18 protein-coding genes are annotated in these 19,673 nt (G+C 71.4%); 10 read left to right on the top strand and 8 right to left on the bottom strand.

All coding sequences use genetic code 11. The features are described 5' to 3' along the window. Positions 1-106: 106 nt before the first annotated feature. Both ACFYL6_RS13710 and ACFYL6_RS13705 read right to left on the bottom strand, forming a co-directional pair. Positions 107-1,069 carry a zinc metalloprotease gene (locus ACFYL6_RS13710; protein WP_387170977.1) on the bottom strand — a complete coding sequence of 321 codons (963 nt, stop codon included), beginning with the start codon at positions 1,067-1,069 and terminating at the stop codon, positions 107-109. Between the two features lie 159 nt (positions 1,070-1,228). Next, on the bottom strand, positions 1,229-1,981 hold the full coding sequence (locus ACFYL6_RS13705) for a TIGR03089 family protein (RefSeq protein ID WP_387170975.1): 753 nt from the start codon (positions 1,979-1,981) through the stop codon (positions 1,229-1,231). Positions 1,982-2,122: 141 nt separating this feature from the next. Here ACFYL6_RS13705 and ACFYL6_RS13700 point away from each other — a divergent pair, with 141 nt between their 5' ends. Both ACFYL6_RS13700 and ACFYL6_RS13695 read left to right on the top strand, forming a co-directional pair. Next, on the top strand, positions 2,123-3,175 hold the full coding sequence (locus tag ACFYL6_RS13700; RefSeq protein ID WP_387170973.1) for a hypothetical protein: 1,053 nt from the start codon (positions 2,123-2,125) through the stop codon (positions 3,173-3,175). A gap of 54 nt (positions 3,176-3,229) precedes the next feature. Beyond that, a complete protein-coding gene (locus tag ACFYL6_RS13695) occupies positions 3,230-5,527 on the top strand; it encodes an esterase-like activity of phytase family protein (RefSeq protein WP_387170971.1) in 2,298 nt (765 codons plus the stop codon). A gap of 84 nt (positions 5,528-5,611) precedes the next feature. Here the strand turns inward: ACFYL6_RS13695 and ligD (ACFYL6_RS13690) are convergent, their stop codons facing one another. Together ligD (ACFYL6_RS13690) and ligD (ACFYL6_RS13685) are read right to left on the bottom strand one after the other, a co-directional pair. Next, complete coding sequence (ligD, locus tag ACFYL6_RS13690) at positions 5,612-6,526, bottom strand: non-homologous end-joining DNA ligase (protein ID WP_387170969.1); 915 nt, start codon at positions 6,524-6,526, stop codon at positions 5,612-5,614. Beyond that, positions 6,516-7,457 (bottom strand): non-homologous end-joining DNA ligase, encoded by a 942-nt coding sequence (ligD, locus tag ACFYL6_RS13685; RefSeq protein WP_387170967.1) that lies wholly within the window; start codon positions 7,455-7,457, stop codon positions 6,516-6,518. Before ligD (ACFYL6_RS13685) ends, ligD (ACFYL6_RS13690) begins: the two co-directional genes overlap by 11 nt. Before the next feature lie 85 nt (positions 7,458-7,542). Between ligD (ACFYL6_RS13685) and ACFYL6_RS13680 the strand changes: the two genes are divergently transcribed. The 6 genes from ACFYL6_RS13680 (at position 7,543) to ACFYL6_RS13655 (ending at position 12,843) form a co-directional block, all read left to right on the top strand. Beyond that, positions 7,543-8,571, top strand: coding sequence for a Ku protein (locus tag ACFYL6_RS13680; RefSeq protein ID WP_387170965.1), 1,029 nt, complete (start codon positions 7,543-7,545; stop codon positions 8,569-8,571). 73 nt (positions 8,572-8,644) lie between these two features. Next, on the top strand, positions 8,645-9,283 hold the full coding sequence (locus tag ACFYL6_RS13675; protein ID WP_387170963.1) for a DUF4241 domain-containing protein: 639 nt from the start codon (positions 8,645-8,647) through the stop codon (positions 9,281-9,283). 146 nt (positions 9,284-9,429) lie between these two features. Next, positions 9,430-10,101 carry an FKBP-type peptidyl-prolyl cis-trans isomerase gene (locus ACFYL6_RS13670; RefSeq protein WP_387170961.1) on the top strand — a complete coding sequence of 224 codons (672 nt, stop codon included), beginning with the start codon at positions 9,430-9,432 and terminating at the stop codon, positions 10,099-10,101. 189 nt (positions 10,102-10,290) lie between these two features. Then, positions 10,291-11,118, top strand: coding sequence for a hypothetical protein (locus ACFYL6_RS13665; protein WP_387171188.1), 828 nt, complete (start codon positions 10,291-10,293; stop codon positions 11,116-11,118). Positions 11,119-11,150: 32 nt separating this feature from the next. Continuing rightward, the gene (locus tag ACFYL6_RS13660) at positions 11,151-11,804 is read left to right on the top strand and encodes an HAD family hydrolase (RefSeq protein WP_387170959.1); all 654 of its coding nucleotides are present in this window, start codon (positions 11,151-11,153) and stop codon (positions 11,802-11,804) included. Positions 11,805-11,832: 28 nt separating this feature from the next. Next, positions 11,833-12,843: an NADPH:quinone reductase gene (locus ACFYL6_RS13655; RefSeq protein WP_387170957.1), complete on the top strand. Its 1,011-nt coding sequence runs from the start codon at positions 11,833-11,835 to the stop codon at positions 12,841-12,843. A gap of 188 nt (positions 12,844-13,031) precedes the next feature. Here ACFYL6_RS13655 and ACFYL6_RS13650 read toward each other — a convergent pair whose 3' ends face one another. Next, positions 13,032-14,666, bottom strand: coding sequence for a fatty acid--CoA ligase (locus ACFYL6_RS13650; protein WP_387171187.1), 1,635 nt, complete (start codon positions 14,664-14,666; stop codon positions 13,032-13,034). 71 nt (positions 14,667-14,737) lie between these two features. Here ACFYL6_RS13650 and ACFYL6_RS13645 point away from each other — a divergent pair, with 71 nt between their 5' ends. Beyond that, complete coding sequence (locus tag ACFYL6_RS13645; protein ID WP_030334282.1) at positions 14,738-15,229, top strand: NUDIX domain-containing protein; 492 nt, start codon at positions 14,738-14,740, stop codon at positions 15,227-15,229. A gap of 35 nt (positions 15,230-15,264) precedes the next feature. Here the strand turns inward: ACFYL6_RS13645 and ACFYL6_RS13640 are convergent, their stop codons facing one another. Continuing rightward, positions 15,265-16,299, bottom strand: a complete 1,035-nt coding sequence (locus tag ACFYL6_RS13640) for an aldo/keto reductase (protein ID WP_387170955.1) — start codon at positions 16,297-16,299, stop codon at positions 15,265-15,267. A gap of 125 nt (positions 16,300-16,424) precedes the next feature. On the opposite strand from ACFYL6_RS13640, the gene ACFYL6_RS13635 reads away from it, so the two are divergent. Then, entirely contained in the window at positions 16,425-17,057 is a 633-nt protein-coding gene (locus ACFYL6_RS13635; RefSeq protein WP_387170953.1) for a TetR/AcrR family transcriptional regulator, read from the top strand. A 46-nt stretch (positions 17,058-17,103) separates the two neighbouring features. On the opposite strand, the gene ACFYL6_RS13630 is transcribed toward ACFYL6_RS13635, so the two are convergent. Together ACFYL6_RS13630 and ACFYL6_RS13625 are read right to left on the bottom strand one after the other, a co-directional pair. Next, positions 17,104-18,780 carry an MDR family MFS transporter gene (locus ACFYL6_RS13630; RefSeq protein WP_387170951.1) on the bottom strand — a complete coding sequence of 559 codons (1,677 nt, stop codon included), beginning with the start codon at positions 18,778-18,780 and terminating at the stop codon, positions 17,104-17,106. A gap of 173 nt (positions 18,781-18,953) precedes the next feature. Next, positions 18,954-19,493: a type 1 glutamine amidotransferase domain-containing protein gene (locus ACFYL6_RS13625; protein ID WP_387170949.1), complete on the bottom strand. Its 540-nt coding sequence runs from the start codon at positions 19,491-19,493 to the stop codon at positions 18,954-18,956. Between the last annotated feature and the right edge of the window lie 180 nt (positions 19,494-19,673).

Genomic DNA, 19,673 nt, shown 5'->3' with positions numbered 1-19,673 from the left:
TGAGAGCCGGACGCTGTACGGGTGAACAGTTAGTTGATCATCGGCAAGACAAGGGGCCGACGAGTCGCATTGAGCGACTCGCCGGCCCCGACGCCTACCAGCGGAGCTATCCGGCGCCGCCGGCGCGGAACGCCACCCAGGCGTCGCTCATCCGGTCCGCCTGGCCCGTGGTGAACATGTTCATGCAGGAGTCCTGCGTGTAGTCCATGAAGTTGTGGATCGGGTCCAGCCCGGGCGCGGTGCAGGAGTCCGCACCCACCGGGCAGTTGAACTGCGGGGCCGCCTCGCGCGGGGTGTCCGCCACGAAGTCACCGGACGCGGAGCAGCCGTGCGCGAAGGTGTGCTCCAGCATCAGCCAGTGCCCGACCTCGTGCGTCAGCGTGTCACCCAGGGCGTACTTGCCGGCCGTGCCGCCCGGCATCGACTCGTCGAGCATCACCACGCCGTCGATGTAGTCGCGCCCGTTGTTGTAGCCCTTCGGGAAGTACGCCCAGCCGAGCAGCCCGTCGCCGATGTTGGCCGCGTACACGTTCAGGGTCTCCGAGTCGCCGGTGTACAGCGCCTTCTTCATGTCCCGCTCGTTCTTGCCCGGCACGACCGTGTACCAGGCGCTGTTCACCGTCCACGTCGTGTCGACGAGCGAGAACCGGAACGGAGTGTTGGAGGCGTCTCCCGCCGTACGGCCCGCGAACGAGTCGTTGAGCACCGTCATCTGCGCGGCGATCAGGGTGTTCCACCGGGTCGTCTCGGCCGCGGTGAGCGGATGATCGGAGATCATGTGGAAGACCGTCGGCACGGTGACGCTGCCGTTCGGCAGGCGCGGCGCGTCCTTGATCACGCCGTAGGCGTTGGCTTCGTTCGTGGAGTAGAGCTCCGGCTCCTGGGCGGTGGCACCCTCGGCTACCCGGGCGGCGCTGTGCGCGTCGGCGCCCGGCTCACACGCGGTGACGCCCGGGGAGGCGGTCGCGGGCGCGGCCGTGGCGAGCGCCCCGGAGGCACCGCCGGACGCCAGGAACATCGCGGCGGTGGCAGTGAGGACCGCCAGTCGGAAGGTCGATCTTCTGCGCATCGGTGCACCTTTCGATGAGGGAGGCGGTGCGGGTCGACGACGTCGCTGTTCGGGTATGAGAACATGCCGACGGCATCGACGAAAGACCCTCTGAGCAGGGCAGATGCCGATGTAACGGAACTGGTTCGGCCAGCGCTGTTTGAGCCGCCACGGCGGATTTCAGAGGACGCGGGTGATCCGTTCGGCGGTGACGACCGCGTCCCGCCGCGCCGGGTCGAGGTTGGCGCTGATCACCACGGACGCGCCGGCCGAGAGCGGCGCGAGCAACCACTTCAGCGGTTGCTCGGTCTCGGCGGCGTCGACAAGCAGTCGGTCGCCGGCGCGTAGGTCCAGCATCGTGGCGAACTCCTGGGCGAGCGCACCCCACTGACCGTAGGTGGTGCCGTCCGCGGTGGCCGGGTCCGACGGGTTGATGGCGGTGTGGTCGGGCGCGCCGTCGCCGTGCCGAAGCACCTCGGCGGACCAGTCCAACCAGCCCAACGGCACGTCGGCCAGCCGCCCCGGCCCGGTGCCGACGAGATAGCGGTGCGGCGCGTCCGGCACGTCCTCCAGCCAGTCGTCCTGCCGCTCCGGCGTCACGAAGACCGCGTCGAACGGCCGGTCGCCGCCGGGTTCGAGCACCGCCAGGCCCGCGGTGGCGCGCGGTCGGAACGACACCGCCAGGCCGGAGGCCCAAGCGCCCAACAACACCGCGGCGGTACGCCAGTGCGGCGGCAGCAACACCGCTACGCGGCTGCCGGGGCCGAGACCGCAACCGTCCCGCAACAGGCTCGCGCTACGCGCCGCCCACGAGCCGACCTGCTGTGCGGTCAGGTCGACGCGCTCGCCGGTCGCCTCGTCGCGGTAGCTGAGCAGCGGACGCTCGGCCTCGACGGGGCGGGCCGCCAGGTCGGCAGTGTCGGTTGGCTGCATCTCCACGCTCCCCGGGTCGACGTCGGCACCACAGTACTCAACGACTTTGGTCGCACCGGTTGTCGGCCGATGGCCGTATCGGGTGACCGGGTGGCCCGCGCACGGTGCAGGTGAACCCCGAAACGCCGTCGAGGAGCGCCCATGCCGACCGGACCCGACCCCGTCACCGGCGACCATCCCGCCGCCGACCGCCTGCCACTGCGCCGGCGGCTCCTGCCGGTGATCGCGTTGTTGCTGCTCGCGCCCTGGGCGGCCGAGTGCTCGTGGGGTGGCTTCGCCATCGACGACTTCCTCCCGGTGCTGATCTTCCTGGGCCCGATGTACGGCGGCGCGGCGATCCTCATCCGGGAGACCGCCCGGCACCTCGGCGCGGGCTGGCCGACGATCGTGCTGCTCGCCGCCGCGTTCGGCGTACTCCAGGCCGGGCTGGTCGACCAGTCGCTGTTCAACCCCGACTACCTCGACGACACGCAGTACGCCGACACCCGGGCCGCCGCCGAGGCGTCGCTGGTGCCGGGGTTGGAGTTCAGCCTCCGGCAGGCGTTCGACTACGTGGGCAACCACATCGTGCTGACCATCTGCGCCCCGATCGTGCTGATCGAGTCGTTTCTCGGCGCGGACCGCCGGCTGCGGCCGTGGCTGGGCCGGCCCGGTCTCGCCGTGGTCGGCGTGATCTACCTGCTCGGCAGTCTGTTGATCTTCTCCGACAGCAGCGGCCGGAAGGATTTCCTGGCCAGCCCGCTCCAACTGGCCTTCGCCGCGGTGGTGGTCGTCGCCCTCGTCGCGGTCGCCCTGCTGCCCCGCTGGCGTCGCGCCCAGCCGCGCCGGTCCCGTCGGGTACCCCATCCACTCTGGGTCGGTCTGCTGGTAGTCCTCGTCCGACTCGGCGGCGACCTGACGCCCGGCTGGGTGGGAGTGACGATCGCACTGACGCTGGCCGTTGCCGCCGGAGCCCTGATCGCGTACTGGTCGTCGCGCGCCGGTTGGGGGCAGCGACACGTACTCGCGGCTGGCACCGCGGGCCTGGTGACCGCCGCGGCGTTCGCGTACCTGGTGCCGCCGTACTCCCCGGCGAGCCCGGCGGCCGCCCTGGCCGGCGACGTCGCGGTCACCGTCGTCACGGTCGCCCTGGTCGGCGGTGCCTGGTGGCGGCTGCGCCGTGCTTCGCCGACTGTTCATGTCGGCGCAAGCTGACGCTCCCCGACAGGTGTCAGCCTCCGTGCGGGTACGACCTAACGGAGGAAGTCCTTGACACTCAGAAGAGCCTTCACCGCGCTCACCGCAGCCGGTGTCGCCGCCGCCAGCCTGACCGGGGCCACCCCCGCGTCGGCCGGCGCGCACCACCCGTCGCTCGCCTTCGACCGGGTCGCCACGTACCCGGTGTTCCAGAACCGTCCAGCCGGTGAGGATCCGACGACCGCGACGGTCGCCGAGATCTCGGCGGTCAGCGAGGACGGCCGCACCCTGATCCACACCGACGCGCTGGCCCGGCGCATCGGCTTCCTGGACATCTCCCGTGCCGACCGGCCGCGCGGCCTCGGCACCCTCTCCCTGGCCCAGCTCGGCGACGCCGAGGACGAGCCGACCTCGGTAGCCGTGGTCGGCAGGTACGTGCTGGTGGTGGTGAACACCAGCGCCAGCTACACCGAGCCGTCCGGCCGCCTCGACGTGATCGAGCTGGCCAGTCGTCAGCGGGTGGCCAGCTTCGATCTCGGCGGTCAGCCCGACTCGATCGCGATCAGCAAGGACAAGCGGTACGCGGCGATCGCCATCGAGAACGAGCGCGACGAGGAGGCCACCCCGCCCGGCGGCGAGGAGGGCGACCTGCCCCAGGCGCCCGCCGGTTTCGTGCAGATCGTCGACCTCACCGGGAAGACCCCGGCCGGTTGGCGGCTGCGACCGGTCGCGCTGACCGGGACCGACGGCAGCGCGCTGCCCGCGCTGACGCAGGCCGGACTCGCCGCGCCGACCGACCCCGAGCCGGAGTACGTCTCGATCAACAACCGCAACCAGCTGGCCGTGACGCTTCAGGAGAACAACGGCGTCGCCCTGGTCGACCTGCCGACTGGCCGGATCACCACGGTGTTCAGCGCCGGCACCGCCACCATCAGCGGCATCGACACCAAGAAGGACGGTGTCATCGACCTGACCGGCAGCATCACCGACGTTCCGCGTGAGCCGGACGCGGTGGCCTGGGTCGACGACCGCTATCTCGCCACGGCCAACGAGGGCGACTGGCACGGCGGCACCCGTGGCTGGTCGGTCTTCGACAGCCGCAACGGCCAGGTCGCCTGGGACGCCGGCAACACCTTCGAACGGCTCGCCGTCACGTACGGGCTGCACAACGAGGACCGGGCCGGCAAGAAGGGCACCGAGCCGGAGGGCGTGGCCGTCGCCGAGTACGACGGCCGCCGGTACGCCTTCGTCGGCTCGGAGCGGAGCAACTTCGTCGCCGTCTACGACCTGGGCAACCCCACCCGGCCGGTCTTCCAGCAGGTCCTGCCGACCACCAACGGGCCGGAAGGGCTGCTGCCCATCCCGTCGCGCGGGCTGCTCGCGGTCTCCAGCGAGGAGGACGACGCCGCTGTCAACGTTCGGGCCTCGGTGTCGCTCTTCCAGCTCGGCAAGGCGACCCCGGCGTTCCCGAGCATCGTCTCCGGCACCGACCGTTCCGGCGCCCCGATCGGTTGGGGCGCGCTCGGCGCGCTGAGCGCCGCTCCGGGCAAGCGGGACCAGCTCTACAGCGTCACCGACGCGGCGTACAGCCAGACCCGCATCCTCAGCATCGACGCGAAGCGGACGCCGGCCGTGATCACCGACGCGCTGCCGGTGCGGGACGCGGCCGGCGCTCCGGTCGGGTACGACGCGGAGGGCATCTTCGCCCGCCCGCAGGGCGGCTTCTGGCTGGCCGTGGAGGGCGCCAAGGGCGCGGAGAACAAGCTGGTCCGGCTCGACGCCGCCGGGGTGACCCGGCAGACCGTCGCGCTGCCCGCCGAGGTCGCCGCCGGTCTCGGCAAGCAGGGCCTGGAGGGGGTCACCGCGACCACCGACCGGCAGGGTCGGGAGATCGTCTGGGTGGCCGTGCAGCGGGAGTTGAGCACCGACCCGGCCGGCATCGTCCGGCTCGGCCGGTACGACGTCGCGGCGGGCACCTGGAGTTGGTTCGGCTACCAGTTGGGGGCCACCACCGTGCCCGGCGACTGGATGGGCCTCTCCGAGATCAGTGTGGTCGGCGACCGGCTAGCGGTCATCGAACGGGACAAGCTGAACGGCCCGACCGCCACGGTCAAGCGGGTCTACACGGTGCCGCTACCCGGTGCGGCGGCGAGCGGTCCGCTGACCGTGCTGCCGAAGACGCTCGCCGTCGACGTGCTGCCCGCGCTGCGCGCCACCAACGGGTGGACGCAGGAGAAGCTGGAGGGTCTGACCGTCGCCGGCAATGGCGAGGTGTACGCGATCACCGACAACGACGGGGTCCAGGACGCCACCGGCGAGACGGTGCTGCTGCGCCTCGGCTCCAGCCGCACGGTCTTCGGGCACCGCTGATCCGACAGCCGACTCGGCCCGGCGTCCACCCGCGTGGACGTCGGGCCGCGCCGTTTCGCGTCTTCCGGACGATGTCGGTGCCCGTCAGCGAGTGGGCAGCTCCGGGCCACCGTCGAGCAGGGGGCCGAGCAGGTCGTCGTACCTCTCGACCCGGGCCAGGACCTCGGCGGCGGTGAACTGGCGGACGGCCGGCTTCCGGCCGCGTGCGCCGGCCTCGACCTCGTCCCAGGTCAGCGGCGTCGACACCGACGGCACCGACTGGGCCCGCAGCGAGTACGGCGCCACGGTGGTCTTCGCCGCGTTGTTCTGGCTCCAGTCGATGAAGACCTTGCCCGGTCGGAGGTTCTTCGCCATCTTCGACACGATCAGCTTCGGGTGGGCCTTCTCCAGCTCCTGGGCGATCCGCCGGGCGTAGTCGGAGACGAGGTCGGACGACTGGGTGCCCGCGATCGGGCAGCAGAGCTGCATGCCCTTCTTGCCGGACGTCTTCGGGTACGACTCGATGCCGTCGTCGGCGAGGCGGTCGCGCATCAGGACCGCCACCGGGCAACACTCGGCGAGCCCGGCCGGCGGGCCCGGGTCCAGGTCGACGACCATCATGTCCGGGTGCTCGCCCACCTTCCACTGCGGTGTGTGCAGCTCCAACGCGGCCAGGTTGGCCAGCCAGACCAGGGTGGGCAGATCGTCGGCGACCACGTAGTCGATGGTTTCCCGGCCCTTCGTCGACCCGGGCGCGGGCAGGTTCTCCACCCGCACCCAGTCCGGGGTCGCCGCCGGCGTGTTCTTCTCGAAGAACGACTTGTCGTCCACCCCGTTGGGATAGCGGATCCGGGTGACCGGTCGGTCCCGCAGGTGCGGCAGCAGCACCGGGGAGATCCGGGTGTAGTAGTCGATCACCTCACCCTTGGTGAACCCGGCCGCCGGGTAGAGCACCTTGTCCAGATTGGACAGCTCCAGCGCGCGACCCTCGACGTCCACCCGTAGCCGTTCAGCCGGCATCGTCGACCTCCTCCGGAGGTTTGTCCGGGCGCAACCGCAGCACCCGGGGGAAGCGCAGCCGACCGTCGGGGGTGCGCTGGCCGTACTTCACCTCCACCACCACCCGTGGTTCTACCCAGATGGCCCCCCGGGCATCCTCGCGCGGCACCCCGGGCGCGAACGGTGACGCGCCGGACCGCAGCGGCTCCAGCTCGGCGAGGAGCTCCCGCTCGATGGCGGCGCCTATCCCGCCGCCGACCCGGCCCCGGTAGATCAGCCGGCCGTCCGGCCCGGGCACCCCGACCAGCAGACCGCCGATCCGGCGCGCTCCCGGTCGCCAACCGCCGACGACGAAGTCGCCGGTCACCTCCAGCTTGACCTTCACCCAGTCCGGCGAGCGCACCCCCGGGCGGTAGACGGCCCCGACCCGCTTGGCCATCACACCCTCCAGGCCGTGCTCCCCGGCCGCCTCGTAGGTGGCCGGCCCATCGGCGAACATCGGCGGCACCGCCCACCGGGGGCCACCGAGCGCGAGGGCCTCCAGCGCCTCCCGGCGCCGCTCGTAGGGCCAGCCGGTCAGGTCGTCACCGTTGAGCCGGAGCAGGTCGAAGATCATGTACGTCACCGGCATGACCGCGGCCAGCCGGGCCGCCTTGGCCCGATCCCGGACGTGCATCCGCTCGGCCAACGCGGTGAAGGACGGCTGGCCGCCCTCGCCGAGCAGCACCACCTCGCCGTCGAGCAGCGCGTCGTCGACCTGCTCGGGCAGGGTGGCCAACTCCGGGTACGCGGCGGTGACCTCCACGCCGGATCGGGCGTACAGGTGCTGAGCACGACCGGAGATGTCAGCGAGCGCCCGGATGCCGTCCCATTTGAACTCGTAAGCCCAGCCGTCGCCCGCCGGGAGCGGCCCGGTCATCGCGAGCATCGGCTTGAGCGGCGCTCCGGGCACGACCCGACTGTAGTACCAGGCCGAACACCTCGCGTCCGGTTCTTTCGGATGCGAGCATGGTCGATACCGGGGAAGGGAGCGCAGGATGCGTGCCATCTGGAAGGGAGCCGTGTCGTTCGGGCTCGTCTCGATCGGAGTGAAGCTCTACTCCGCGACCGAGGAGAAGGACATTCGGTTCCACCAGGTCCACCGCGAGGACGGCGGGCGGATCCGCTACAAGCGCACCTGCTCGGTCTGCGGCGAGGAGGTCACCTACGACGACATCGCCAAGGGCTACGACATCGGCGGCGGCGAAATGGTGATCCTCACCGACGAGGACTTCGCCGACCTGCCGCTGACCAGCTCCCGCGCCATCGACGTGCTGGAGTTCGTGCCGGCCGAGCAGGTCGACCCAATCCTCTACAACAAGGCGTACTTTCTCGAGCCGGACGGCGCGGCGACCAAGCCGTACGTGCTGCTGCGCGACGCGCTGATCGACTCGGAGCGGGTGGCCATCGTCAAGGTCGCGCTGCGCCAGCGGGAGCAGTTGGCCACGCTGCGCGTCCGCGAGGGTGTGCTGCTGCTCAACACCATGCTCTGGCCGGACGAGATCCGTACCCCGGACTTCGGTTTCCTCGACGAGGACCTCAAGGTGCGCCCGCCGGAGCTGGCCATGGCCAGCTCACTCATCGACTCGATGACCGGCGAATTCGAACCGGACGTCTTCACCGACGACTACCGGGCGGCGTTGCAGGAGGTCATCGACGCCAAGGTGGAGGGTCGGGAGGTCGTCCAGCCGGAGGAGGTCGAGCAGGCCCCGGCCGCGGCGGTCGACCTGATGGCGGCGTTGAAGGCCTCGGTGGAGCGCGCCAAGACTGCTCGCGGCGAGCAACCGGCCCGTGGTGGTGGCGGTGGTGGCGAGCCGACACCCATCTCGTCGGCCCGGTCCGCGCAGAAGGCAGCCGAGAAGAAGGCGGCCAAGGCCCCCGCGAAGAAGACCGCGGCGAAGAAGACGGCCGAGAAGAAGGCGGCCGAGCCGGCGAAGAAGACCGCTGCCAAGAAGACCGCCGCGAAGAAGGCGGAGCCGGCGAAGAAGACCGCCGCGCGCAAGACCGCACCCCGCAAGAGCGCCTGACCGTACGGCAGCGGCGGCGGTGTCCGCCGGGCCGGGTAGGCTCCGCCGGCCGCTGGCGACCGGAGGAGCCCCCATGCCGTACACCCCTGATCTGGACCGGCTGCTGACGCCCGGCGCCCGCTTCACCGACCAGCACGGCGGGTACCTGATCGAGGTTCACCCGGTGGGCGACATCGTGCTGCCGACCGGCCGCGTGGTCGGGTGTGACCCGCTGGTCTGCCCGGAGGCGGAGCCGTTCACGGTGACCGTGCCGCCGGGGCGGCATCCCGCCCGCGCCTGGGTGGCGGTGGTGCTCCGCGAGGACGCCGAGGTGGACCGACGGGTCGCCGCGCTGGAGCTGGTCGTCTCGACCGAGCCGACGCTCCGCTGGGAGCCGGCCGTCGCGGGTGACCAGGACGTCGCCACCCTCGGCGCGGACGACTACTTCGGCTACGGGGTGGACGCCGGTGTCGGCACCCTCGCCGACCCGACCGCGCTCGCCGTCCTGGAGGGCTGGGACTCCGACCGGGTCGAGGAGGTCTTCATCCCGACCGAGCTGCCCTCGTCCCCGGTCCCGGGGCTGATCACCGCGGTGTTGGACGAGGCCAGCGGCGCCAACGTCGTCACCGTGTCCACGGGTTGGGGCGACGGCTGCTACGGCACCTGGATCGGCCGTGCCGCCGATGGCCGGGTCACCTCGTTCGTGACCGACTTCATGGTCGTCCCGGAATAACCGCCCGGGAAAGACCCGGAACTGTCGCGCTGGGCGATCCGAGGCGTCCGCGGCGGGCACGGTAGGCCGCGGTGCGGGTACCGTGTGCGTCGGCTTTCCCCCCGGCACCGGGTGCCGGCCACACTTCGCAGCAGGGAGTCGACGACGTGAGCGAGCGGACGCAGCAGACGGGCCCGGACCAGAGCCCGGCAACCAAGTCGGGGCGCCGCCTGGCCGCCCAGTTGGCGGAGAAGAAGGCCGCCGACGCGAGGCGCAAGCGCAACGCGTGGGCCAGCGGCCTCGCCGCCGTCGCCGTGGTCGCGGTGCTGATCGGCGTCTTCGTGACGATCGGCGGGGGCGACGACAAGCCCAAGACCCAGGCCGACGCGACCCCGTCCGCCTCCGCCCCGGCCCCCGACGAGGCCGGCGCACCCCCCGCTCCGCAGCTGCCCGAGGGCGCCGACCCGGCCCTGGGCACCAAGCCGACGGTGACGCCGGGCAAGGGTGACCTCAAGAAGCTCACGGTCACCCCGGTGATCCAGGGCAAGGGCCCGGCCGTGAAGAAGGGCCAGAACATCACCACCAACTACGTGGGCGTGTTCTACAAGGACGGCAAGGAGTTCGACTCCTCCTGGAAGTCCGGGCAGCCGGCCACCTTCCCGATCGGCGTCGGTCAGGTCATCCCCGGCTGGGACCAGGGTCTGGTCGGCGTGACCGTGGGCAGCCGGGTGCAGCTGGACATCCCGGGCGAGCTGGCGTACGGCAATGACGAGGCCGCCGCCGGTGGACGTCCGACCGGTCCGCTGCGCTTCGTGGTGGACGTCCTCGCCGCCCAGTGACCTGTCCGGGTCGTCCCGGTTGTCGCCGGGCCGCGATGGAGTTGTTCACATGGGGCTTCCGGCCCGTCACCCAGCGGCAGTAGGTTCGGCGTCACCCCGGGCGGTTCGCCGCCCGGGGTGAGCATCCGGAACCGGGACGCGGAGGTGCATGTGACGGCGCTGGACGAGCCCGGGCGGACCGCCCGGTCGATGTGGGCGTACTTCGAGCCGGTGCACAGCGTCACCTACCTCCACCCCCGGGCCCGGGCCGCGTACGAGGCGGTCGGGCTGCGCGGCTACTGGCGCGGTTACTTCGCCGGCCGGGCCGCACCGCTGGGAGCCACCGAGGCGGCCCCGGTGATCGCGGCCTTCTTCAACTTCGCGCCGCCGATGGTGGCCCGCGCGCTGCCGGCGGTGTGGCGGTTGGCCACCCCGCAGGAGGCGCTGCGGGCCCGCCTGACCGGTGCCGTGCAGGCGCTCGCCGAGCTGACCTACGAGCTACCGGAGTCGCATCTGGTGGAGGCCGCCGACCTGCTGGAACGGGCCGCCGCGGCGGCGCAGACCGCCGGCCGGGTGCTCGGCGCGGCAAACGCGGCGCTCCCGGCCGGCGAGTACCCGCTGGCGCGGCTCTGGCAGGCCGCCACCACGCTGCGCGAACACCGGGGGGACGGGCACGTGGCCGCACTGGTGGCCGCCGGGCTGGACCCGGTGGAGACGCTGACCGGGCGGGTCGCGCTGGACGGTTCGTCGCCGCAGTACCTGCTGGGCCGGGGCTGGTCCGAGGAGCAGTGGCACGCCGCCCGCGAGCGGCTCACCGAGCGGGGCTGGCTGACCGGGGACGGCGCGGCCACCGACCACGCCCGGGCCGAGTTCCAGGCCATCGAGGACGCCACCGACCGGGCCGCCGCGCACCCGTGGCAGGCGCTCGGCCCCCACGACACGGACCGGCTCCGGGAACTGCTGGAGCCGATCGCCCGGTCCGGCCACACCCTGCTCCCCGAGGGCAGCCCGCTCGGCCTGCCCGCGCTGCCCGGCTGACCGGCCGCCCGCCGGTCGGGCAGGATGGGCCCGTGACTGATGCGGTGGTCTTCGACCTGGACGGCGTGATCGTGGATTCCGAGCCGGTGTGGGAGGAGGTCCGCCGGGCGTACGTGGCGGCGCACGGCGGGACGTGGCAGCCGGACACGCAACGCCGACTGATGGGCATGAGCACCGGCGAGTGGGCCCACTACCTCAGCGGTGAGCTGGGCGTCGGCCGCACCGCCGAGCAGGTCGCCGTCGAGGTGGTCGAGGAGATGACCCGCCGCTACCGGGACCACGTACCCCTCATCGACGGCGCCGACCAGGTCGTCCGCCGGCTGGCCGCGCGGTGGCCGCTCGGGTTGGCCAGTTCGTCGCCGACCCGGCTGATCGAGGCGGCGCTGGCGGCGACCGGCCTGACCGACGCGTTCGGCGCGACCCTCTCCACCGAGCAGACCGAGCGGGGCAAGCCCGCACCGGACGTGTACCTGAGCGTGGCGCAGCGCCTCGGCGTCGACCCGACCCGCTGTGTGGCCGTGGAGGACTCGTCCAACGGGGTGCGCTCCGCCGCGGCGGCGGGGATGCGGGTGGTGGCGGTGCCGCACGGCTCGTACCCGCTCGATCCGGACGCCGCCGGCCTGGCCGTGGCGACGCTGAACGCGATCGGTGAGCTGACCCCGGAGCTGGTGGACGAGCTGGGTTGACCCGGGTCGAGCCGGGTAGAGACCACGGATGAAGGCCATCGTGTACGAGCGCAACGGCGACCCTTCGGTGCTCGATCTGGTCGACCGGCCGGTGCCGGAGCCGGGCGCGGGCGAGGTCCTGGTGCGGATGGCGGTCGCGGGGGTCAACCCGACCGACTGGAAGTCCCGCCGCAACTCCCCGCCGAACGGGTGGCAGATCCCCGGGCAGGACGGCGCGGGGGTGGTCGAGGCGGTCGGCGAGGGCGTCGATCCCGACCTGATCGGTGAGCGGGTGTGGGTGTGGGAGGCCGCCTGGCAGCGACAGTGGGGCACGACGGCGGAGTACACGCTGGTGCCGGTCCGGCAGGCAGTACGCCTCGGCCCGGCTCCGTTCGAGCTGGGCGCCGCCCTGGGCATCCCGTTCCTCACCGCGCACCGCTGTCTCACCGCCGGCGAGTTCATGCCGGACACGCTGCGGGCCGGGGCGCTGGCGGATCACACGGTGCTGGTGCAGGGCGGCGCGGGCGCTGTCGGCAACGCTGCGATCCAGCTCGCCCGGTGGGCCGACGCAACGGTGATCGCCACGGTGAGCAGCGCGGAGAAGGCGCAGCTCGCCGCGTCGGCCGGTGCCTCCTTGGTGATCAACTATCGGGAGCAGGACGTGGTCGAGGAGGTCCACAAGATCGCCCCCGACGGGGTCCACACGATCGTGGAGGTCTCCCCCGCCCGCAACGCCGCGATCGACGTACAGGTGCTGCGGCACGGCGGCGCGGTCTGCATGTACGCCGACAACGGCGGGGACGAGGTGAGCATCCCGATCCGGGCGATGATGGCGCCGAACGCCCGCTGGCAGTTCGTGCTGGTCTACACGGAGCCGAAGGCGGCCAAGGCGCAGGGCGTGAAGGACGTGGCGGCGGCGGCCAGCCAGGGTGGCATCCGGGTCGGCGCGGACGCCGGCCTGCCGTTGCACTACTACCCCCTGGCCGAGGCGGCTGCGGCGCACCAGGCGGTCGAGGATGCGACGGTGGGCAAGGTGCTCATCACCACCAGCGACGCCTGATCGGGTCGCGGACCACCCGATTTCCCCGTCAGCAGGACAGAAGCGAACAACTTTCGCAACAATGACGGTGCGGGTCACCCCGCGTGAAGCGGGCGGCCCCGGCGCGGTGCGAACGCCGGGGCCGCCCTCTGGGGAGGGTTGTTTCAGGAGTACTCCCGCCCCAACAGGCGACAGTGCCGGGGAAAACGTTACGGGGCTGTCAGCTCCCGGACAGTCAGCTCACCCCCGGCGTACCGCGAACGGACGACCTTCTTGTCGAACTTGCCCACGCTCGTCTTCGGCACCGTGTCGATGAAGGCCCAGCGCTCGGGCAACTGCCAGCGCGCCACCGACCCGGCCAGGAAGTCCCGCAACTCCTCGGCGGTCACCGAAGCGCCCTCCCGGACCACCACGGTGGCCAGCGGACGTTCGTCCCAGCGCTCGTCCGGGACACCGACCACGCACGCCTCCAGGACCGCCGGGTGGGCCATCAGCGCGTTCTCCAGCTCCACCGACGAGATCCACTCACCCCCGGACTTGATCACGTCCTTGGCGCGGTCGGTAAGCGTGATGTACCCGTCCGGCGAGAGGGTGCCCACGTCGCCGGTACGCAGCCACCCGTCGCGGAACTTCTCCTCGTCCGGGGCGTCGTCACCGACGTACCGGGCGGTCACCCACGGCCCCCGGACCTCCAGCTCGCCCACGGCCGTGCCATCGGCGGGCATCGGGTCGCCCGACGGGCCGACGATCCGCGCCTGCACGCCCGCCGGCACCCGACCCTGGGTGTAGCGGTAGCGCCACGCCTGCTCGCCGGTCGCACCGGCGGGCGGACGCGAGACCGACCCCAGCGGGGACATCTCGGTCATCCCCCAGGCGTGGATGACGTTGATCCCGTGCCGCTCGTCGAACGCGTGCATCAGTGCCGGCGGGCACGCCGAGCCGCCGACGATCACCTCACCGAGCGAGGAGGTGTCCACGTCGTGGGTGTCCAGGTAGGCCAGCAGATCGGTCCAGATGGTCGGCACCGCGCCGGCCAGGGTGGGCCGCTCGGCGGCGATCATCTCGGCGATCGGCGCCGCCTGGAGGAACCGGTCCGGCATGATCAGCGACGCGCCGGAGAGGAAGGCCGCGTACGGCAGACCCCACGACATGGCGTGGAACATCGGCACGATGGCCAACTCGCGGTCGGTCGGCCCGAGACCGAAACCCTCCGGCATGCAGACCTGCAACGAGTGCAGGTAGATCGACCGGTGCGAGTAGGCGACGCCCTTCGGGTTGCCGGTGGTGCCCGAGGTGTAGCAGAGCGCGGCGGCGTCCCGCTCGTCCACCTCCGGCCAGTCGTACGTGTCGGGCCGGTCGGCGAGCAAAGCGTCCCAGTGGTGCACCGTGATCCGGTCACCGGCGGCCGCCACCAGCGGCGCCGGGTCGCCGCCGCCGACCACCACGACGTGCCGCACCGTGGTCAGCTCACCGATCACCCGGGCCAGCAGCGGGAGCAGCGTGCTGTCGACGAGCACCACCCGGTCCTCGGCGTGGTTGGCGATGTAGACGACCTGGTCGGGAAAGAGCCGGATGTTGAGCGTGTGCAGCACCGCACCCATGCTCGGCACCGCGAAGTAGGCGACCAGGTGCTCGTTGTTGTTCCACATGAAGGTGGCGACCCGCTCGTCGCCGGTCACCCCACACTCGTCGCGCAGCGCGTGGGCCAGGCGGGCGGCGGCACGGCCCACCTCGGCGTACGTCATCCGGCGGGGTTCGGCGCCCGTCCAGGTGACCACCTCGGCCGTGCCGTGCACCCCTGCACCGTGGTCGAGGATCCGGGAGATCTGCAGAGGGGCGTCCATCATCGTGCTACGCATGGGTAACAAGCTAGTGTCGGCGGTCACACGTTGGGAACCCCCGTAAGTTGTCGCAGGTGAGCATCTCCTGGGCCGACTCATACGTGGGGCAGTTGCGCGCGCTCGCCGGGGACCGGACGCTGATGTTCGTCGGCGCCCGAGCCGTGGTCAACGACGACGCCGGACGCATCCTGCTGATCAAACGCTCGGACAACGGCCAGTGGGCCATGCCGGCCGGGGCGATGGAGTTGGGCGAGTCGATCGCCGACTGCGCGGTACGCGAGGTCCGTGAGGAGACCGGGCTACGCGCGCTGCGGGTCTGCGCGTTCGCCCTCTACACCGGCCCGGACCGCACGAGCACCAACATGTACGGCCACACGTACCAGGTGTTCACGACGGCGTTCAAGGTCGAGGAGTGGGACGGCCAACTGGCTCGGGTCACCGACGAGACCACCGACGCCGGGTTCTTCGCCCGCGACCGGTTCCCCGCCCCGCTCTCCACCTCGGTCATCGAGACCCTGGCCGACCTGGACGTCTTCGAGCAGACCAACCGGCTCATCCTCAAGTAGGGCGGCCCCGGGGTCACCGACCCCGGGGCCGTGCCTCACTGCGGAAGGCGGAGCCCGGCGAAGAACCCTTCCTGGATCCAGTTCGGGTACGCGACCGGCAGCTTGGTGGCCTCGTCCAGCTCGGTGAGATCCTCCACGGTCAGGGTGAGGTCCGAGGCGGCGATGTTGTCGACCAACTGCTCCTCCTTGCGGGCGCCGACGATCACGCTGGTCACCGCCGGCCGGGACAGCAGCCAGGCGACAGCCACCCGGGCCGGGCTGACCCCGTGCCGCTCGGCGACGCCCTTGAGCACGTCGACCACCCCGAAGGCGTGCTCCGGGTCGAACGGGGTGAAGCTGGCGTAACCGGGCTGGGCGCTGCGCGCGCCGCTGTCGGCGACGGCGCCGTCCCGGCTGACCTTGCCGGAGAGGAAACCACCGGCGAGCGGGCTCCACACGGTCAGCCCGACGCCCTCGTTGAGCGCCATCGGCACCACGTCGCGCTCCACGTCCCGGCCCAGCAGCGAGTAGTACTCCTGCACCGAGACGAACCCGGCCAGCTTCTCCCGGGCGGAGATGCCCAGCGCCTTGGATATCTGCCAGGCGGCGAAGTTGGCGGCGCCGACGTAGCGGACCTTGCCCTGCCGGACCGCGTCGTCGAGCGCGCGCAGCATCTCCTCCATGGGAGTGATGTGGTCGAAGTTGTGGATCTGGTACAGGTCGATGTGATCGGTGCCCAGCCGGCGCAGGCTGTCCTCCAGGTTCTGCATGATGTGCAGCCGGGAGGTGCCGACGTCGTTCGGGCCGGGGCCCGTCCGGGAGTGCACCTTCGTCGCCAGTACGACGTCCCGACGCCGCTTGCCGAGCGCCTTGCCGAGCAGTTCCTCGCTCTCGCCGTCGCTGTAGCCGTCGGCGGTGTCGACGAAGTTGACGCCCGCGTCCAGCGCGGTGTCCACCAGCCGCTGCACCTCGGGCAGCGCCAGCCCACCGAGGGTGCCCCAGAGCGGGTGCCCGCTGCCGCCGAAGGTCATCGCGCCGAGCGAGATCTCCGAGACGTACACCCCGGTGGTGCCCAGCAGTCGGTACTTCACGTGTGTTGCTCCTCGTGGTGGGTCGGAGGCCGAGGTCAGGCACTCCGTGGTCACTATGTCGGACACTGTGTCCGGCAACGAGCGTACGTCGCCGACCCGACCCCCGGCCACCTAGGATTCCGGCTATGCCCTCGATCACCCGCCGCCGCCCGCGCAACCCCGACGGACGTGCGGCCGTCGAAGCGCGGGTGCTGGCGGCCACCGAGCGGCTCCTCAAGGAGGGGACCCGCTTCACCGACCTCGGCGTGCAGCGGATCGCCGCCGAGGCCGGCGTAGCCCGGTCGACCTTCTACACCCACTTCCGGGACAAGAGCGAGCTGCTCATGCGCCTCGCCGGCACCATGCGGGAAAGTTCGTTCGACCGCACCGGCGAATGGGACCCGGGCGAGCCGGGCGACCCGCTCGCCCGGCTGACCGAGATCTTCGCCGACGTGATCCGGATATACCGGACGTACGCCCCGGTGCTGGCCGCGGTCAGCGAGGTCGCCGCGTACGACGAGGCGGTCCGGGAGTACTGGGCGGCCGGGCTGGAGCAGTTCGTGGCCCGCACCGTGGACGTGCTCCGCGCCGAGCAGCAGGCCGGGCGTACCCCCGCCGACGTGGACGTGACGACGGCCAGCCGGCTGATCGTGGTCGGCGGCGACCGCTTCCTGGCCGACCACGTCAGCACGACCTCGGCCGACCCCGAGACCGACGCGGCGGCGGCCCGGGAGTTGGCCGCGACCTGGTGGTACGGCGTCTACCGCCGCCCCGCCTGACCACCGACCGCCCCGGAGCGGTCCGGGGCGGTCGGTGTCGAGGCGCTCAGATCATCGTCTGGGACTTGGCCTCCATGTCCGCGGCGGCCTCCTCCTTCGACTCGCGTGTCAACGGCTTGCCGCCCGGTGCCGGGGCCTCGCCGCCGAGCGGGTCGGCGCCACCGGTGGCGCCCTTGGGGCCGGCGCCCCGCAGCTGCGTGTTGGGCAGCGTCAGGGTGACCACCACCGCCACGATCGCGATCAGGCCGGCGGTCAGGAACACCATGTCCAGCGCGTCGACGAAGGCGCCCTGGATGGCCGCGCGTACCGGCCCCGGCAGGGCCAGGATGGTGGCCGGGTCGTTGATCGAGATGTTGGTGCCGCCACTCGCCGCCACGGCGGCCTGCTCCTGCGGCGGAAGCTGCGCGATCGCGCCGGGCAACCGGTCGGCGAGCCCGCTGGTCAGCCGGGACGAGAGCACCGTGCCGAGGATCGCCACCCCGAACGAACCACCCAGCGACCGGAAGAAGGTCGCCGAGGAGGTGCCGGCCCCCAGGTCGCGTACGGAGACCGCGTTCTGCACCGCCAGGATCAGCGACTGCATACACAGGCCCAGCCCGACGCCGATCACCACCATGAACCCGAACGCGAGCCAGAGCGAGGTGGTCACCTCCAACTGGGTGAAGAGGAACATGCCGACCAGGAGGGTCACCGAACCGGCCACCGGGAACCACTTGTAGCGGCCGATCCGGGTCATCGCGCGGCCGGTCAGGATGGAGGTGATGATGATGCCGGCCATCATCGGCAGCATCAGCAGACCGCTGCGGGTCGGCGAGGCGCCCTTCACGATCTGCAGGTACAGCGGGATGAAGATGATCGAACCGAACATCACCAGACCGATGACGAGCAGGGCCGAGTTGGCCAGCGCGAAGGTGGCGCTCTTGAACAGCCGCAACGGCAGGATCGGCTCGGCCACCCGGGCCTCCTGGAGGACGAAGAGCACCCCCAGCACCGCACCGACCACGAAGAGCGTGATGATCACGCCGGAACCCCAGGCGTACTCGTTGCCGCCCCAGCTCAGCGCGAGCAGCAGGGCACTCACCCCGGCCACCAGCAGGCCGGCGCCGAGCCAGTCGATCGAGTGGTCCCGACGTTCGAACGGGATCAGCCGCATCACGTGGTAGCAGACGACGATGGCCAGGATCGCCAGCGGCACGTTGATGTAGAAGATCCACCGCCAGTCGGTCTCCGCGAAGTAACCGCCCACCAGCGGCCCGGCGACAGACGAGATCCCGAAGACCGCGCCGAACAGGCCCTGGTAGCGACCACGCTCCCGGGGTGACACCACGTCCGAGATGATGGTGAACGCGAGCGTCAGCAGACCACCGGCACCGAGACCCTGGATACCCCGGGTGACGATCAGCTGGGTCATGTTCTGCGACAGCCCGGCCAGCAACGACCCGAGCAGGAACGTGCCGATCGAGAAGAGGAAGACCGGCCGACGCCCGTACAGGTCGGCCATCTTGCCGTAGAGCGGCGTCGACGCGGTCGAGGCGAGCAGGTACGCGGTGACCACCCAGGAGTAGTGGTTGATCCCGCCCAACTCGCCCACGATGGTCGGCAGCGCCGTGCCGACGATGGTCTGGTCGAGTGCGGCCAGCAGCATGCCGGTCATCAGGCCGAACATGAGCAGCCGGATCTGCTGACGGTTCAGCACCGGCGCATCTGAGGCTTCGGTGGTCATGTGCCCTTCTATCCCGCGAGCCGCAGAACATGCGCCAACCCGCCAAAAAACCAACTCCCACCCGCCCCTCTCGCGCTCCCGCCCCGCGGCGTTGATCAAGAGGTTTGCGTCAACGCGCGCGGCGTTTCATGACGCAAACCTCTTGATCAACAGGGGAAGAGGGGTGGGGGCGGTTAGGCAGTGAAGGTTTTGGTGATTGCTGCGCAGAAGGCGGGGAGGTCGTCGGGTTTGCGGCTGCTGGTCAGGTTGCCATCCGTGACGCACTCCTCGTCCACCCAGGTGGCTCCGGCGTTGGTCAGGTCGGTACGCAGGGTGGGCCAGGACGTGATCCGCCGACCGCGCACCACGTCCGCCTCGATGAGCGTCCACGGGCCGTGACAGATCACCCCGACGGGCTTGCCCGCGTCGAAGAACGCCTTCACGAACCGCACCGCGTCCGCGTCGCCCCGCAGGAAGTCCGGGTTCGCCACCCCTCCGGGCAGCACCAGCGCGTCGTAGCCGGCGGCGTCGGCCTTGTCGACTGTCACGTCCACGTCGTAGGTCTTGGAGTGGTCCAGGTGGTTGAAGGACTGGATGGAACCGGGCTTCAGCGAGACCAGTTCGGCCGTCGCGCCGGCGTTCTCGACCGCCTCGCGCGGCTGGACGTACTCGACCTCCTCGACGCCGTCGGCGGCCAGGAAGGCGATCCGCTTGCCCTGCAATGTCGCTGCCATCTCGGTACATCTCCTTTCCGGGGGTACCTCAATCCCCTTCCCGCCCTCGACCGACCGAAACAGGTCGGACAGGTCCGGACCGGTTCGGACCGGTCAGGCGCCACCGAAGGCGGCTTGACCGGCGGCGGGACCGGCCGCCACCCAGGTTTGTCCGCCAGGCCGCTGGGGACCCGGGGAGGC

The sequence above is a fragment of the Micromonospora sp. NPDC007208 genome, from assembly GCF_042869175.1.
GTDB lineage: Bacteria > Actinomycetota > Actinomycetes > Mycobacteriales > Micromonosporaceae > Micromonospora > Micromonospora foliorum.
The sequence above is the reverse complement of the archived record's forward strand: the minus strand, read 5'-3'. Positions and strand labels throughout refer to the sequence as shown.

Excerpts from the sequence above, each read along its gene's own strand:
- ligD (WP_387170969.1), bottom strand. The coding sequence starts at position 6,526 with ATGCCGGCTGAACGGCTACGGGTGGACGTCGAGGGTCGCGCGCTGGAG.
- ACFYL6_RS13630 (WP_387170951.1), bottom strand. The coding sequence starts at position 18,780 with ATGACCACCGAAGCCTCAGATGCGCCGGTGCTGAACCGTCAGCAGATC.
- ACFYL6_RS13655 (WP_387170957.1), top strand. The coding sequence starts at position 11,833 with ATGAAGGCCATCGTGTACGAGCGCAACGGCGACCCTTCGGTGCTCGAT.
- ACFYL6_RS13665 (WP_387171188.1), top strand. The coding sequence starts at position 10,291 with ATGTGGGCGTACTTCGAGCCGGTGCACAGCGTCACCTACCTCCACCCC.
- ACFYL6_RS13700 (WP_387170973.1), top strand. The coding sequence starts at position 2,123 with ATGCCGACCGGACCCGACCCCGTCACCGGCGACCATCCCGCCGCCGAC.
- ACFYL6_RS13680 (WP_387170965.1), top strand. The coding sequence starts at position 7,543 with ATGCGTGCCATCTGGAAGGGAGCCGTGTCGTTCGGGCTCGTCTCGATC.
- ACFYL6_RS13705 (WP_387170975.1), bottom strand. The coding sequence starts at position 1,981 with ATGCAGCCAACCGACACTGCCGACCTGGCGGCCCGCCCCGTCGAGGCC.
- ACFYL6_RS13635 (WP_387170953.1), top strand. The coding sequence starts at position 16,425 with ATGCCCTCGATCACCCGCCGCCGCCCGCGCAACCCCGACGGACGTGCG.
- ACFYL6_RS13675 (WP_387170963.1), top strand. The coding sequence starts at position 8,645 with ATGCCGTACACCCCTGATCTGGACCGGCTGCTGACGCCCGGCGCCCGC.
- ACFYL6_RS13710 (WP_387170977.1), bottom strand. The coding sequence starts at position 1,069 with ATGCGCAGAAGATCGACCTTCCGACTGGCGGTCCTCACTGCCACCGCC.
- ACFYL6_RS13625 (WP_387170949.1), bottom strand. The coding sequence starts at position 19,493 with ATGGCAGCGACATTGCAGGGCAAGCGGATCGCCTTCCTGGCCGCCGAC.
- ACFYL6_RS13650 (WP_387171187.1), bottom strand. The coding sequence starts at position 14,666 with ATGGACGCCCCTCTGCAGATCTCCCGGATCCTCGACCACGGTGCAGGG.